At 60.6% G+C, this 14,819-nt stretch carries 7 protein-coding genes and 3 pseudogenes; 4 read left to right on the top strand and 6 right to left on the bottom strand.

The genetic code is table 11. The features are described from left to right. Nucleotides 1-135: 135 nt before the first annotated feature. On the bottom strand, nt 136-2,133 hold the full coding sequence (locus JFV26_RS26470; protein ID WP_201196480.1) for an alpha-1,4-glucan--maltose-1-phosphate maltosyltransferase: 1,998 nt from the start codon (nt 2,131-2,133) through the stop codon (nt 136-138). Between the two features lie 218 nt (nt 2,134-2,351). On the opposite strand from JFV26_RS26470, the gene JFV26_RS26465 reads away from it, so the two are divergent. After that, nucleotides 2,352-2,516, top strand: coding sequence for a hypothetical protein (locus tag JFV26_RS26465; protein WP_201196478.1), 165 nt, complete (start codon nt 2,352-2,354; stop codon nt 2,514-2,516). Between the two features lie 161 nt (nt 2,517-2,677). Here the strand turns inward: JFV26_RS26465 and JFV26_RS26460 are convergent. Continuing rightward, nucleotides 2,678-3,176 (bottom strand): annotated as a pseudogene (locus JFV26_RS26460) (MgtC/SapB family protein). A gap of 126 nt (nt 3,177-3,302) precedes the next feature. Between JFV26_RS26460 and JFV26_RS26455 the strand changes: the two are divergent. The 3 genes and pseudogenes from JFV26_RS26455 (at nt 3,303) to mapR (ending at nt 6,718) form a co-directional block, all read left to right on the top strand. After that, nucleotides 3,303-3,536: a DUF3203 family protein gene (locus tag JFV26_RS26455; RefSeq protein WP_201196476.1), complete on the top strand. Its 234-nt coding sequence runs from the start codon at nt 3,303-3,305 to the stop codon at nt 3,534-3,536. 195 nt (nt 3,537-3,731) lie between these two features. Then, nucleotides 3,732-5,163 (top strand): annotated as a pseudogene (gene ccoG / locus JFV26_RS26450) (cytochrome c oxidase accessory protein CcoG). 145 nt (nt 5,164-5,308) lie between these two features. Then, nucleotides 5,309-6,718: a GntR family transcriptional regulator MpaR gene (gene mapR / locus JFV26_RS26445; RefSeq protein WP_201196475.1), complete on the top strand. Its 1,410-nt coding sequence runs from the start codon at nt 5,309-5,311 to the stop codon at nt 6,716-6,718. Nucleotides 6,719-6,869: 151 nt separating this feature from the next. Here mapR and JFV26_RS26440 read toward each other — a convergent pair whose 3' ends face one another. The 4 genes and pseudogenes from JFV26_RS26440 to JFV26_RS26425 form a co-directional block, all read right to left on the bottom strand. Beyond that, complete coding sequence (locus tag JFV26_RS26440) at nt 6,870-7,616, bottom strand: SDR family oxidoreductase (protein ID WP_201196474.1); 747 nt, start codon at nt 7,614-7,616, stop codon at nt 6,870-6,872. Nucleotides 7,617-7,870: 254 nt separating this feature from the next. Beyond that, nucleotides 7,871-9,951: pseudogene (locus JFV26_RS26435) on the bottom strand (putative bifunctional diguanylate cyclase/phosphodiesterase). A 275-nt stretch (nt 9,952-10,226) separates the two neighbouring features. Beyond that, nucleotides 10,227-11,708, bottom strand: coding sequence for an efflux transporter outer membrane subunit (locus JFV26_RS26430; RefSeq protein WP_201196473.1), 1,482 nt, complete (start codon nt 11,706-11,708; stop codon nt 10,227-10,229). After that, nucleotides 11,705-14,812, bottom strand: a complete 3,108-nt coding sequence (locus JFV26_RS26425) for an efflux RND transporter permease subunit (RefSeq protein ID WP_201196472.1) — start codon at nt 14,810-14,812, stop codon at nt 11,705-11,707. The genes JFV26_RS26430 and JFV26_RS26425 overlap by 4 nt, the downstream gene beginning before the upstream one ends. Nucleotides 14,813-14,819: the final 7 nt, after the last annotated feature.

The raw sequence follows: 14,819 nt of genomic DNA, 5'->3' as shown, positions 1-14,819 counted from the left end.
TGTAGGAGCTGCCGAAGGCTGCGATCTTTTGATCTTGATCTTCGGCAATGTCCAAGGCGCCAAAAGCTTGAGATCAAAAGATCGCAGCCTTCGGCAGCTCCTACGGGGTGAATCAGCAGCCGTCGATGCCTGCACTCAAGAGGCGGTAATCCGCCAGATGCCGAACGGCTGATGCGCCGGGTCGATCCGCATGAATTGGTATTTGCCGTACCAGGTCCAGCGATGGCCGTTCATCAAGTCTTCGCCCTGGGTGCTGGCGTCGTCGGGCAGGCCCATTTCCCACAGCGGCAACTCGAAACTCGCTTCCTGGACGTTATGCGGATCGAGGCTGATGGCCACCAGAATGAAGTTGCTGCCGTCGGCGCTGCGTTTGCCGAAATACAGAATGTTGTCGTTCCAGGCGTTGTAGAGTTTCAGCCCCAGATGCGTCTGTAGTGCCGGGTTTTGCCGACGGATACGGTTGAGCTGGGCGATCTCGGCAATGATGTTGCCCGACGCATTGAAGTCCCGTGGACGGATCTCGTACTTCTCGGAATCGAGGTATTCCTCCTTACCCGGCACGGCGGCGGCTTCGCACAGCTCGAAGCCTGAATACATGCCCCAAAGGCCTGAGCCCATAGTCGCCAGCGCCGCGCGGATGAGAAACCCCGGACGCCCGGATTCGTGGAGAAACCCCGGGTTGATGTCCGGCGTGTTGACGAAGAAGTTCGGGCGGAAGCATTCGCGCCACGGCGACTCGTTCAGCTCGCTGAAATAGGTCGACAGTTCGTACTTGGTGTTGCGCCAGGTAAAGTACGTGTAGCTCTGGGAGTAACCTACCTTGCCCAGTCGAGCCATCATCGCCGGGGTGGTAAAGGCTTCGGCGAGGAAGATCACTTCCGGGTGCAGCGCCCGGACATCGGCGATCAGCCATTGCCAGAACGGCAGCGGTTTGGTGTGCGGGTTGTCGACGCGAAAGATCTTCACGCCCTCCTCGACCCACCCGACCACGATGTCGCGCAACTCAACCCAGAGGCTGGGAATTGCGTCGGCGGCGTAGAAATCAACGTTGACGATGTCCTGGTATTTCTTCGGCGGGTTCTCGGCGTATTTGATCGTGCCGTCGGGGCGCCAGTTGAACCAGCCCGGATGCTGTTCAAGCCACGGGTGGTCCTGGGAACACTGGATGGCAAAGTCGAGAGCGATTTCCAGCCCATGATCCGCCGCCGCAACGACCAGCCTGCGAAAGTCTTCGCGGGTGCCCAGCTCGGAGTGAATCGCCTCGTGCCCGCCCTCGGCGCTGCCAATGGCATACGGACTGCCCGGATCGTCGGGTCCGGCGGTCAGGGAATTGTTCGGGCCTTTGCGGTAACTGCGCCCGATCGGATGAATCGGCGGAAAGTACAGCACATCGAAGCCCATGTCCTGAATCATCGGCAATCGCGCGTGCACGTCGTTAAAGGTGCCATGACGGGTCGGATCGTCGGTGATCGAGCGTGGAAACAGCTCGTACCAACTGGCAAATTGGGCGATATCCCGTTCCACATCCAGCGGGTATTCCGGGCTCAGACTCAGGAAAGCGCGGTGATCGGCCTGGGCCATGAGTTCGGCGCTACGCTGGTGCAGAAACAGCGCAACCTGCTCGGTTTCGAGCAGCCCGGACAGTTCATGGTGCAGCCCCGCCAGTTGTTCGCTGAGCTGACCGTCGCTGCGCTCGACGGCCTGCTGGACCAGCGTCCGGCCTTCCTGCAACTCCAGGCTCACCGGCACGCGGGCGGTGTGTTTCTTTTCCAGCTCGTAACAGAAGCTGGCGAACAGATCGATCCAGGCTTCGATGCAGTACATATGCCGGCCCTGGCGCTCGACCCGGAACCGGCCCTGCCAGCCATTGTTGCCCAGCTCCTGCATGGTTTCGCTGTGCCAGGACTCTTCACCCTCGTTGCGCCAGCGAATGCGCACAGCCAGTTTGTCGTGACCGTCGGCAAACACCTTGCTGGTGACCAACACGTCCTGACCGACCACGGCTTTAACGGCGAACTGCCCGCCATCGAGGGTCGGCATGGTGTCTTCGATGACAATGCGCGGCAGCAACAATGCCTGCGACAGCGGCATGTGCGGGTTGTAACTGAGTTCTGTCGGTTTTTCAGCGATCATCGAGCATCTCTCCTTAACGCCCCAAGGACGCTCTTGTGCTTGATATTCATCCACATGGGCCGGTCCGTCCCGGAATGAACTCACTTAGGTTCCGAGCGACAGGCGCCGCTAAAAGTTCACGGGGATTTGCCTGAGCGCTCGAGGGAATCAAAACCTTTGCGCGGTGGTCAATCCACTAAAGCACGACTCACGCCATGTGCCACAAGGAGGCTTGACCGATGAGTATCCCGATCCCTGCCGAAACGCCGGAGCCGAACATCGACACCCCGACCATTCCCGAGACCGAACCGGACCCGGTGCCCGAGCAAGAGCCACCGGGCACGACCCCGCCACCTCGCGAAGAACCACCGACAAGCATGCCGCCGGTGATCGTCAGTCCGTAACGTTTGCACAACCCCACGTGGGCGGCATTTGCACAATCCCACGTAGGAGCTGCCGAAGGCTGCGATCTTTGATCTTGATCTTCAGCGATCGCCAAGACGCCAAAAGCTCAAGATCAAAAGATCGCAGCCTTCGGCAGCTCCTACAGAGGTTTTGCGAGTGTTTACGGGTTACGATCCTTGTCGATCAGTCGCACCACCGCTGGCATCACGCTGAAAATCGCCAATGCCAGCAACGTACTAAGCACCGCCGTCGCCTCGCGTCCCAATCCGGCCGAAACGCCAATGACCGCCGTCATCCACAAACCGGCGGCGGTGGTCAGCCCTTTTACATGACCCTCGTCGCCCTCGCTGTTCTTCAGGATAGTCCCGGCGCCGAGAAAGCCGATCCCGGCAATCCCCCTGCACCACCCGGCTCATGGCATCGGCCTGGGAGCCGGACATTTGCGGCACCAGCACAAACAACGCCGCGCCCAACGCCATCAGCATGTGCGTGCGTACGCCGGCAGCCTTGCCCTTTTGCTCGCGCTCAAAACCCAGAACGCCACCCAGCACCGCCGCAATCAGCAAGCGCACGGTGATCTGCGTCAATTGCTTCGCATCGGTGACATCAGCGAACTCCGCTTGCAGCGTCACCCAAACTTCATGCCACCAGGCATCCACGGGCCAGTCCTTATTCTTGGTCGGTTGTAGAGGATGGACCGCGCCGACCATTAATCGGTTGCACAGAACGATGGCCGTTCCTGGCGACCTAACGTTTTAGCCTCCACCAAAAATAAGGACAGTCCCATGACCGTGCGCATCGAAAGCCAGACCTGCTTTTTCATCACCGAAAATGGCGAAGAGATTCGTCTGTGCCCCGACGTCACCATCATCACCGACTCGGAAAAAGCCATGTCCGCGGTGGAGATCAACGGCGAACGCATCTACATCACCGAAGCAGAAGCCGACGCATTGACCGTAGCAGGCGCTGTCGACGGTCGTAAGCATTTGAAGGCCACCGACAGTGATTCGGTGATTTGACTGACCCGGATCAACAACCGCCCCGGGCGCCTGAGATAGGCGCCCGCAGCCAGCGGCGGCAGGTGCATCAACTTGTCGCAGGTACTCGCTTAAATTCCATCTGATCCGCTTTTTATTGCAATAACTGAGTCTGTTATGCAAACAGATCGACGCTCATAGTGCAGCGGCCTGATGGAGGCTGATGAGCGAAAGACCATGAGCGATAGAATCCCCGTCCGAACCGTAGAAAGCGCCCCAGTCGTACAGCGCTATGAGCCTTCGCGTCCAAAGATGAAGGCCAAATCCAGCGATAACCTGATCCACACCCGCAGCTTCACCGGTCTGTTCCGCACCTTGCGCATGAGCGGTGCAGGCTTTCTGTTCATCGCGTTTTTTGGCACGGTGTGGTTGAACTGGGGTGGCCGCCAAGCAGTGCTCTGGGACTTGTCCGAAAGCAAATTCCACATCTTTGGCGCGACTTTCTGGCCGCAGGATTTCATCCTGCTTTCGGCGCTGTTGATCATCGCCGCGTTCGGCCTGTTTGCAATCACCGTGTTCGCCGGCCGCGTCTGGTGCGGCTACACCTGCCCGCAGAGCTCCTGGACCTGGATCTTCATGTGGTGCGAAAAAATCACCGAAGGCGAGCGCAACCAGCGCATCAAGCTGCAAGCCGCGCCCTGGGGCCTGAACAAACTGCTGCGGCGCTCGACCAAGCACACGCTATGGCTGGCAATCAGCTTGCTCACTGGCCTGACCTTTGTCGGTTACTTCACGCCAATCCGGCCGCTGGCCGAAGAACTGCTGACCCTGCAAATGGCCGGTGTCAGTTTGTTCTGGGTCATCTTCTTCACCGGCGCCACGTACATCAATGCCGGGTGGCTGCGCGAAGCGGTGTGCATGCACATGTGCCCGTATGCGCGGTTCCAGAGCGTGATGTTCGACAAGGACACCCTGACCATTTCCTACGACGTGGCCCGTGGCGAAAACCGTGGCCCGCGCAAACGCGAGGTCAAACCGGCCGAGGTTGGCCTCGGTGATTGCATCGACTGCCAGCTTTGCGTGCAGGTCTGCCCGACCGGCATCGACATCCGCGACGGCTTGCAGATGGAATGCATCGGCTGCGCGGCGTGCATCGACGCCTGCGATTCGATCATGGACAAAATGAACTACCCTCGCGGCCTGATCAGCTACACCTCGGAGCATGAGTTGCAAGGCGGCAAGACCCACCTGCTGCGGCCGCGATTGATTGGTTACACGACGGTGCTGTTGGTGATGATCGGCGCATTGGCCATGGCGTTGGTGGAGCGGCCGATGGTGTCGCTGGACGTCACCAAAGACCGTGGCATGTACCGTGAGAACAGCGAAGGACAGATCGAAAACATCTACAGCCTCAAAGTCATCAACAAGACCCAGCAGCGTCAGGATTATCGCCTGAGCCTGGTGGACGACGATGGCTTCCAGCTGCAAAGGCAAGACCGAGCTGAGCCTGGCGCCGGGTGAGATTGTCGATGTGCCGGTGTCGGTGGCGATGACCACGGAACGGCCGAGCAGCAGCTCGCAGACCATTGCCTTCAAGATTGTCGACAGTGACGAGCCGGGCATTTACAGCGTGGCGAAGAGCCGGTTTGTTGCGCCGATGAATCGTTGAACCTTTAAGATACAGAGCCTGAAAGATCGCAGCCTTCGGCAGCTCCTACGGGGGTACGACAATCCAATGTAGGAGCTGCCGAAGGCTGCGATCTTGGCGGCTCCGAATGCGACCATTTTCTAAATGACACCAACCCGGGCACTCGATGAAACGCTACGAAAAATTCGCCGATGACATCGCTGAACTGATCCGCTCCGGCGTCCTCGGCCCTGGCCAGCGCGTGCCATCGGTGCGCTACGCCAGCCAGACTTACGGGGTCAGCCCGTCCACGGTGTTCCAGGCCTATTACCTGCTGGAACGTCGCGGCCTGATCCGTGCCCGGCCGCGTTCCGGCTACTTCGTCAACACCCACGCCCCGAGCCCGTTCTCGGAGCCGGTGATCAGCAGCCAGGTCAACGAGTCCACCGAAGTCGACGTCAGTGAACTGGTGTTCTCGGTGCTCGATTCGATCAAGGACCCGACCACCGTTCCGTTTGGCTCGGCGTTCCCCAGCCCGACGCTGTTCCCACTGCAACGCCTGTCCCGCTCCCTGGCCAGTGCCGCCCGGGAAATGGACCCGCGCATGGTCGTCACCGACATGTCGCCGGGCAACCCGCAGTTGCGCCGGCAGATCGCCCTGCGCTACATGGTCGGCGGGCTGATGCTGCCGATGGAAGAACTGCTGATCACCAACGGCGCCCTCGAAGCGTTGAACCTGTGCCTGCAAGCCGTCACCGAACCCGGCGACCTGGTGGCCATCGAAGCCCCGGCGTTCTACGCCAGCCTGCAAGTGCTGGAACGCTTGAAGCTCAAAGCCGTGGAAATCCCGGTGCACCCGCGTGACGGCATCGACCTCGGCGTGCTCGCGCAAACCCTGGAACGCCACCCGATCAAGGCCTGCTGGTGCATGACCAGCTTCCAGAACCCGATGGGCGCAACCATGCCCGAAGCGAAGAAACAGGAACTGGTAGAACTGCTGCGCAGCCATCAGGTGCCGTTGATCGAGGACGACGTCTACGCCGAACTCTATTACGGCCAGCAAGCGCCAAAACCGGCCAAGGCGTTCGACACCGAAGGGTTGGTGATGCATTGCGGTTCGTTCGCCAAGAGCCTGGCCCCCGGCTACCGCATCGGCTGGGTTGCTGCCGGGCGCTATGCGCAGAAAATCGAACGGCTGAAACTCATGACCTCGCTCTGCGCCTCAATGCCGGCCCAGGCGGCCATCGCCGACTACCTGCAACACGGCGGCTACGACCGGCACCTGCGAAAATTGCGCTACGCCCTGGAAGAACAGCAAAGCGCCATGCTCGCCGCCATTGCCCGCTACTTCCCGGTACAGACCCGCGTCAGCCAACCGGCCGGCGGCTACTTTCTGTGGCTGGAACTGCCACCGCAAATGGATTCGTTGAAGTTGTTCCAGATGGCGCTGGCCCAAGGCATCAGCATTGCGCCGGGGCCGATCTTTTCACCGACCCAGCGCTTCAGGAATTGTATTCGGTTGAACTACGGCAGTCCTTGGAATGAGGCTGCGGAGAAGGCGATGGAGACGTTGGGACGGATTGTGCGGTCGTTCTGAAGCTTCGATGTTGTCTCGGCTATCGCCATCGCGAGCGGGCTCGCTCCCACAGGGGTTCGGTGGTAGTCACAAATAATGTGTTCACCTCAATCCAATGTGGGAGCGAGCCTGCTCGCGAAGAGGCCCGTCCGGGCAACGCAAACCTTAAGGCTTAACGCCCACCCCCAAGATCAACAAACGTCCCCGTCGCATAAGAAGCCTTATCCGACAACAACCAGACAATCGCCTCCGCCACTTCATCGGGTCGCCCGCCACGGGCCATCGGGATCGCCGATTCCAGCTTGCTGACCCGATCCGGGTCGCCGCTCAACGCGTGAAAGTCGGTGTAGATGTAACCGGGCCGTACCGCGTTGACACGAATCCCCTCGCCCGCCACTTCCTTGGACAAGCCAATGGTGAAGGTATCGAGCGCACCCTTGGAGGCGGCGTAATCCACGTATTCGCTCGGCGCCCCCAACCGTGCAGCCACCGACGACACATTGACGATGCTGCCGCCCTGCCCGCCGTGCTTGGGCGACATGCGCAGGATCGCGTGCTTGGCGCAGAGGATCGGCGCCAGGACGTTGGTCTTGAGGATTTTGAGAATGCGGAACTCGGACATTTCGTCGACCCTGGACTTGTGCCCGACGGTGCCGGCGTTGTTCACCAGCGCGGTGACCCGGCCCAGTTCAGTGTCGACCCGTTGGAACATGGCGACCACTTCGTCTTCGATGCTGACATCCGCGCGTACCGCAATCGCTTGTGCCCCCAGGGCGCGAACTTGTTCCAGCACGCTTTGCGCGGCCTTTTCGTCAGCCTGATAGTTGATACAGATCCGATAGCCTTGCGCTGCAGCTAACAGCGCCGTGGCGGCGCCGATACCTCGGCTGCCGCCGGTGATGACGATGACTTTTTCCATGCTGCATTCCCCCCGTTTCAAGCTTAAGCAGTCGAGGGCAAGAATAACCGCCATTGACGGGTTTTGCATGGGCCTGCATCAACTGTCATGGCTGACCCCTTGTAGCAGCTGTCGAGCACCGCGAGGCAGCGTTCGGCGGCGCAGCCGTCGTAAACCCAGCGCAGGCGGTTTACCTGAATCACCGAGGTGCCTGATTTCACGACGGCTGCGCCGCCGAACGCTGCCTCGCGGTGCTCGACAGCTGCTACAAGGGGTCAGCCTGCGGCTAGTTGCTCGCCACGGTGAATGTCGAGCATAAAACGCTCCGCCGGCAACGGATGCCCTAGCAGGTAACCCTGCAACGAGTCACACCCCAGTTTCGTCAGGAAGTCCTGCTGCACGCCGGTCTCCACACCTTCAGCGACAATCCGCAAACCCAGCGCCTGACCGAGCGCAACAATTGCCGAAACGATGGCTGCATCGTCGCTGTCGTGCTCAAGATCGCGGACGAAGCCCCGGTCGATTTTCAATTCGTTGGCCGGTAGGCGCTTGAGGTACATCAAGCTCGAATAGCCGGTGCCGAAGTCGTCGATGGACAGGTCGACGCCCATTTCCGACAGCTCCCGAAGCACGGTCATGCTCGCGTCGGCGTCGCTCATGGCGGTGGTTTCGGTGATTTCCAGGGTCAGGCTGTTGGCTGGCAAATGGTGCATGGCCAAGGCCTTGGCCACGCTTTGGACCAAGCCTGTGTGGCAGAACTGCAACGCCGAAAGGTTCACCGCAATGCGCCAGTCGGTGTAGCCAAGCACATACCATTCGCGCATCTGCCGACAGGCTTCGTTCAGCACCCATTCGCCGATGGGAATGATCAGTCCGGTCTTTTCCGCCAACTCAATGAATTTGTCCGGCAACAGCATGCCCTGGGTCGGATGCTCCCAGCGCAACAAGGCTTCGGCGCCCACCGGGCGACCATTGCTGGCGTCGAATTTGGGTTGGTAGTAAAGACTGAACTGTTGCTGTTCCACGGCCGTGCGCAGGTCTTGCAACAGCTGAAGTTGTTTGCGGGCGTTGCTGTTCATTGAGGCGTCGAAGAAGCTGTAGCCGTTTTTGCCCGCGCCCTTGGCGTGGTACATCGCGGCATCGGCATTCATCAGCAGTTCTTGTGCGGTCTGGCCGTTGCCGGGTAGAGCGCGATGCCGACGCTGGCGGAAATCTGCAGGTCATGTTCGGCCACCCGGAACGAACGCGCGATCAAGCCGACCTGACGAGCCGCCAGGCTCAGTGCATCGTTTGGCTCGCTCAGACGCACCATCAAGACGAACTCGTCACCGCCAATCCGCGCCAGGGTGTCCTGGCTGCGCAAGTCTTCGCGCAGTCGCAAGCCGACCTCACGCAACAACTGGTCGCCCATGTGGTGGCCGAAGGCATCGTTGACCGGTTTGAAGCCGTCCAGATCGATGAACATCAGCGCAAAACAACCACCCTGCTCCTGTACCTTCGACACGGCCAGCTCGATGCGGTCTGCCAGCAACGTGCGGTTCGGCAGGCCGGTGAGCGTGTCGTGCAGCGCCAGTTGGGTAAGTTCGCGGTTGGCTTCGGTCAGCGAGTGAGCGAGGTCAGCGGTGCGCGCTTCCAGGCGGGCATCGAGAATCGAGGTCAGCAAGGCAATGCTCAACACCGCAAGGGTGGTGATCAACACCAGGTTGTCGAGGCCCTTGCCGCTCAATCCGCTGAGGGCTGCGCCGCAGAAGCTGCCGTCCGGGAAACTCGCCGCTGCCATGCCCGTGTAGTGCATGCCGACGATAGCGAATCCCATGATTACCGCAGCACCGCCACGGATCATGCCCACATATGGCGTGTGCTGGCGCAGGCGGAAGGCAATCCACAACGCGGCCGCCGAGGCCCCGACGGCAATCAGCAGCGAGGCGCTGAACAATGTCGGGGCGTAATCGATGCCTGGCTGCATGAGCATGGCCGCCATGCCGGTGTAATGCATGGCGCTGATCCCGCTGCCCATGACCAGCGCGCCAAAGGCCAGTTGCCAGGCCGGCAGCTTCGGCTGACTGACCAGCCACAAGGCAAAGCCGCAGGACAGGATGGCGATGACCAGCGAGAGCAGAGTGATGCCGAGGTCGTAGCCCAAATCAATCGGTAATTTAAAGGCGAGCATGCCGATAAAATGCATCGACCAGACGCCAATGCCCATGGCAACCGCGCCGCCGGCGGTCCACAGGTGGACGGCCAGGCCTTTGGTGGTGGCAATTCGACCGGTGAGATCCAGGGCGGTATACGAGGCGAGAATCGCCACGCACAGCGAGATGAAGACCAGCGTGGGGGAATAAGTGCCGATGAGCATGATATTTCTCGTGACCGCCCTCCGTACTGCGTCCGTTCTCGGGGGCAAAGTCGGCGATTGTACTGATTGCGCGGAAGAACGCACTGACAAAATAATCAAATGGCCATCAAGCTGATGAAACGCTTGTCTGACGTCAAAATGCACGTCTCGTGCGGCCTCCGTCTTACGCTGAATCAGCAGCCTTACGCGGTCACTGTAGGAGCTGGCGAAGCCTGCGATCTTTTGATCTTGATCTTGAAAAAGCCAAATCAAAAGATCGCAGCCTTCGGCAGCTCCTACGGGTTTTTGCTCATCTCAAGCGGCCCATCCCAACCGCCGCCCAACGCCGCAATCAACTGCACGCTGGCAATCAACCTGCTCTGCAACACCGTCAACACGCTTTGTTCATTGCTCAACGCGGTGGCTTGAACCACGACCACGTCCAGGTAGGCAATCAACCCGGCCTTGTACTGGTTCTGGGTCAAGCGCAAGGAGTCGCGCGCCGCGTCCAGGGCTTCCTGGCGCACGGTCGCTTCGTTTTCATAAACCTTGAGCTGCACCAGGTAGTTTTCCACCTCGCGGAAGCCATCGAGCACGGTCTGGCGATACTTGGCCACGGTTTCGTCGTAGAGCGCTTCGTTACGATCGACTTCCGCCGAGCGCGCGCCGCCGTCGAACAGAGGCAGCGTCACTTTCGGCCCCACCGACCAGAAGCGGTTCGGCAAGCTGATCAGGTTGCTGGACGTACTGCTGCTGTAACCGCCACTGAGGCTCAGGCTCAAGTCCGGGTAGTAGGCAGCTTTCGCCACGCCGATGTTGGCGTTGGCGGCAATCACCGAGCGCTCGGCGGAAGCAATGTCCGGGCGCCGTTCAAGTAGCTGCGACGGCAGGCTGAGGGGAATCTGCGGCAGTTTCGGGATATCCTGGGTTTGCGCCAGGTTGAACTCGGCGGGCGCCTGGCCGATCAGCACGGCGATGGCGTTTTCGAACTGGGCACGTTGCCAGATCAGGTCCACCAGGTTGGCCTGGGTGGTCTTGAGCTGGGTCTGGGCCTGGGCCACCGCATCACGCCCGGACACACCGGCACGGTACTGGTTCTGGGTCATTTGCAGCGAACGTTGGTACGCCACGACCGTCGATTCCAGCAGACGCTTCTGCTGATCGATCACCCGCAACTGCAAGTAGTTCTGCACCAGCTCCGACTGCTGGCTCAGGCGCATGGCCGCAAGGTCGGCGAAACTCGCTTCGGCCGTGGCCTCGTTGGCCTCCAGCCCGCGACGCAGTTTGCCCCAGATGTCCGCTTCCCAACTGACGCCCAGTTGAGCGTTGTAGGTGTCGCGAATACCGCTGGCGGAACTGCTCAGGCTGGAGCTACTGCTGCCGGCGCCCTGACTGGAGCGGGTTTTGCCTGCGCTCAAATCAACCGTCGGGTAAAACGCTGCACGGGCGCTGCTGACCAAGGCCTGGGACTGACGATACCGGGCTTCGGCCTGGGCGACGGTCTGGTTGGCGTTGTTGAGTTTTTCGATCAGGCCGTTGAGCTGCTGATCGCCGTACAACTCCCACCAGGCACCACGGGCCAGCGAATCGCTGGGATTGGCCTGTCGCCAGCCTTCGGCTTGCTTGTACTGCGCCGGTTGCGCGGTTGGCGGGCGCTGGTAGTCCGGGCCGACGGCGCAAGCGCTGAGCATGGCCACGCACAGTGCAAGGCTCAACACACGCGAGCCTCGAGCCATGGCAATCGGTGCAGCCAGAGTGATAAGCGAACGGTCAGTCATAGCGGAGTTTCCAGAGCTGCATCGGTACGTACCCCACGCCATTTGTTGAAACCATGGCGCAGTTTGTCGAGATAGAGGTAAACCACCGGGGTGGTGTAAAGGGTCAGCACCTGGCTGAAAATCAGCCCGCCGATGATGGTCAGGCCCAGCGGCTGACGCATTTCAGCGCCTTCGGCACGGCTGAGCAGCAACGGCAGAGCACCGAGGATCGCCGCCAGGGTGGTCATCAGAATGGGTCGCAGACGTTGCAGGCAGGCGCTGCGAATCGAATCCAGCGGACTCATGCCCTGATGCCGTTCCAGTTGCAACGCGAGGTCGATCATCAGAATGGCGTTTTTCTTCACCACCCCGATCAACAGGAACAGCCCCAACAGCGAGATCAGGCTGAACTCCCCGCCCAAGGCATAGATCGACAGCAACGCACCGACCCCGGCCGACGGCAAGGTCGACAGAATCGTCAGCGGGTGGATATAACTTTCATACAGCACGCCCAACACCAGGTACACCGCCACCAACGCGCCGAGAATCATGAACGGCTGGCTCTTCTGCGTGGCCGCGAAAGCGTCGGCGGTGCCGGCCATTTTCACGATCACGTCTTCCGGCATGCCGAGCTTGGCAATCGCCCGCTCGATAGCCGCCGTGCCCTGCTCCACTGTCACGCCTTCGGCCATGTCGAAGGAGATGCTTTCGGAAGCGAACTGGCCTTCGTGGCTGACCCGGTCGTCTTCCAGGCTGTTTTCGTAGTGCGCAATGGTCGACAGCGGAATCCGTGCGCCGGTGGAGGTGATGACCTGAACCTGTTTAAGCGTAATCGGATCCTGGGCGTATATCGGATTGACCTCCATCACCACCTGATACTGGTTGAGGCTGTCATAGATCGTTGAAATCTGCCGCTGGGCGTAAGCGTTGTTCAATACCGCCGTGACCATGTCCATGTCGACCCCCAGGCGTTTGGCCTGGTCGCGGTCGACAATCAGCGTCACCTGCTGCGCGCCGCGTCCTTCACGGGCATCAATCGCGGTCAGCTGCGGCAAGCCCCGCAGCGCGGTGACGACTTTCGGGTACCACTCGCGCAACGAACCCAGGTCGGCACTTTGAATGATGTAGGAGTACTGCGAGGTGGTCTGTTCACGACCGCCACCAAATTGCAGGTCCTGGTCGGCCATCAGCATCAGTTGAGCGCCGGCGACCTTGGGCATTTCCTTGCGCAGACGTTCGATGACCTTTTGCGCGGAAATATTGCGCTCCTTGATCGGTTTCAACCGCACCAGCATAAAGGCGTTATTCGTGCCGTTGGTGCCGCCGATGAAACCGGCCACGCTTTGCACCGCATCGTCCTTGAGCACGGCGCGCCGGAAGGTCTCCATCTTCGGCTGCATTACGCTGAACGACAGCCCGTCGTCACCACGGACGAAACCGATCAGTTGGCCGGTGTCCTGTTGCGGCATGAAGGTTTTCGGCACCACCACGTACAGTGCGACGTTGACACCTACGGTGATGAGCAGGCTGAGCAGCGTCAGGCGTCGGTGACGCAGCACCCAGTCGAGGCTGGTGGCGTATTTGCCGACCAGCCATTCATTGACGCGCCGGCTCCAGCGTTGCAGACGGTTTTCCTGGCCCGGTGTGTGCGGCTTGAGCCAGCGTGCGCAAAGCATTGGCGTCAGGGTCAACGACACGATCAGCGACACCACGATGGACGCCGCGAGGGTAATGGAAAATTCGCGAAACAGGCTTTCGATGATCCCGCCCATAAACAGGATCGACAGGAACACCGCCACCAGCGAGACGTTCATCGACAGCAAGGTGAAGCCGACCTCCTGGGCGCCGAGGTACGCCGCTTTCATCGGCGGCACGCCTTCGTCGATGTGCCGGGAAATGTTCTCCAGCACCACGATGGCATCGTCCACCACCAACCCCGTTGCCAGAATCAGCGCCATCAGCGACAGGTTGTTCAGGGAAAACCCGTACAGGTACATCACCGCAAAAGTGCCGACCAGCGACACCGGCACCGCCAGAGTCGGAATCAGCGAGGCACGGAAGTTACCCAAAAACAGGTACACCACCAGAATCACCAGCGCCACGGCGATCAGCAGGGTCATTTCCGCTTCGTGCAACGTTGCCTTGATCACCGGCGACCGGTCCATCGCCAGGTTCAGCTTGACGCTGGCCGGCAGCACCGCCTGCAACGCCGGCAACTGCGCCTTGATCTCGTTGACCGTTTCGATGATGTTGGCGCCGGCCTGACGGTTGATCACCAACAGCACCGCCGCGTCATTGTTGAAGAAGCCGCTGTTGTAGCGGTCCTCGACGCCATCGCTGACCTTGGCCACATCCTTCAGGCGCAGGGCCGCGCCGTTGTTGTAGTGGATGATCAGCGATTCGTAATCCTTGGCCTTTTCCAGTTGATCGTTGGCCTGGACCTGCCACAAACGCTGGTCATCTTCGACCGAGCCCTTGGGTCGGCGCACGTTGGCGTTGGCGATGGTATTGCGCACATCGTCCAGCGCCACGCCGTACTGGTTCAGCGCCTGGGGTTCGAGCTCGATGCGCACCGCTGGCAAGGAGCTGCCGCCGATCTGCACTTCACCTACGCCCTGCACCTGGGACAGGCTCTGGGACAGAATGGTCGAGGCCAGGTCGTAGAGCTGACCTTTCTCCAGCACGTCCGAGGTCAGCGACAACACCATGATCGGCGCTTGCGACGGGTTGACCTTCTTGTAGGTCGGCATGCTGCGCATCCCGCTCGGCAGCAGGTTGCGCGAGGCGTTGATCGCCGCTTGCACTTCCCGCGCCGCGCCATTGATGTCGCGGTCCATGTCGAACTGCAAAATCACTCGGGTCGAGCCCTGGCTGGAGCGGCTGCTCATGGTGTTGACCCCGGCGATGGCGCCGAAGGAACGTTCAAGCGGCGTGGCCACGGTCGATGCCATCACTTCCGGGCTCGCCCCCGCCAGACTGGCCTGGACCACGATCACCGGGAAGTCCATCTGCGGCAATGGCGCCACCGGCAACAGGCCGAAACTCACCCCGCCCAACAGCATGATCGCCAGGCTCAGCAACATGGTCGCGACCGGGCGCTTGATGAAGGGTCCGGACAGGTTCATGGCTGCT

The sequence above is a fragment of the Pseudomonas sp. TH31 genome (assembly GCF_016650815.1).
Classification (GTDB): domain Bacteria; phylum Pseudomonadota; class Gammaproteobacteria; order Pseudomonadales; family Pseudomonadaceae; genus Aquipseudomonas.
The sequence above is the reverse complement of the archived record's forward strand: the minus strand, read 5'-3'. Positions and strand labels throughout refer to the sequence as shown.

Coding starts and splice junctions, on each gene's coding strand:
- JFV26_RS26425 (WP_201196472.1), bottom strand. CDS start 14,812: ATGAACCTGTCCGGACCCTTCATCAAGCGCCCGGTCGCGACCATGTTG.
- JFV26_RS26430 (WP_201196473.1), bottom strand. CDS start 11,708: ATGACTGACCGTTCGCTTATCACTCTGGCTGCACCGATTGCCATGGCT.
- JFV26_RS26455 (WP_201196476.1), top strand. CDS start 3,303: ATGACCGTGCGCATCGAAAGCCAGACCTGCTTTTTCATCACCGAAAAT.
- mapR (WP_201196475.1), top strand. CDS start 5,309: ATGAAACGCTACGAAAAATTCGCCGATGACATCGCTGAACTGATCCGC.
- JFV26_RS26465 (WP_201196478.1), top strand. CDS start 2,352: ATGAGTATCCCGATCCCTGCCGAAACGCCGGAGCCGAACATCGACACC.
- JFV26_RS26440 (WP_201196474.1), bottom strand. CDS start 7,616: ATGGAAAAAGTCATCGTCATCACCGGCGGCAGCCGAGGTATCGGCGCC.
- JFV26_RS26470 (WP_201196480.1), bottom strand. CDS start 2,133: ATGATCGCTGAAAAACCGACAGAACTCAGTTACAACCCGCACATGCCG.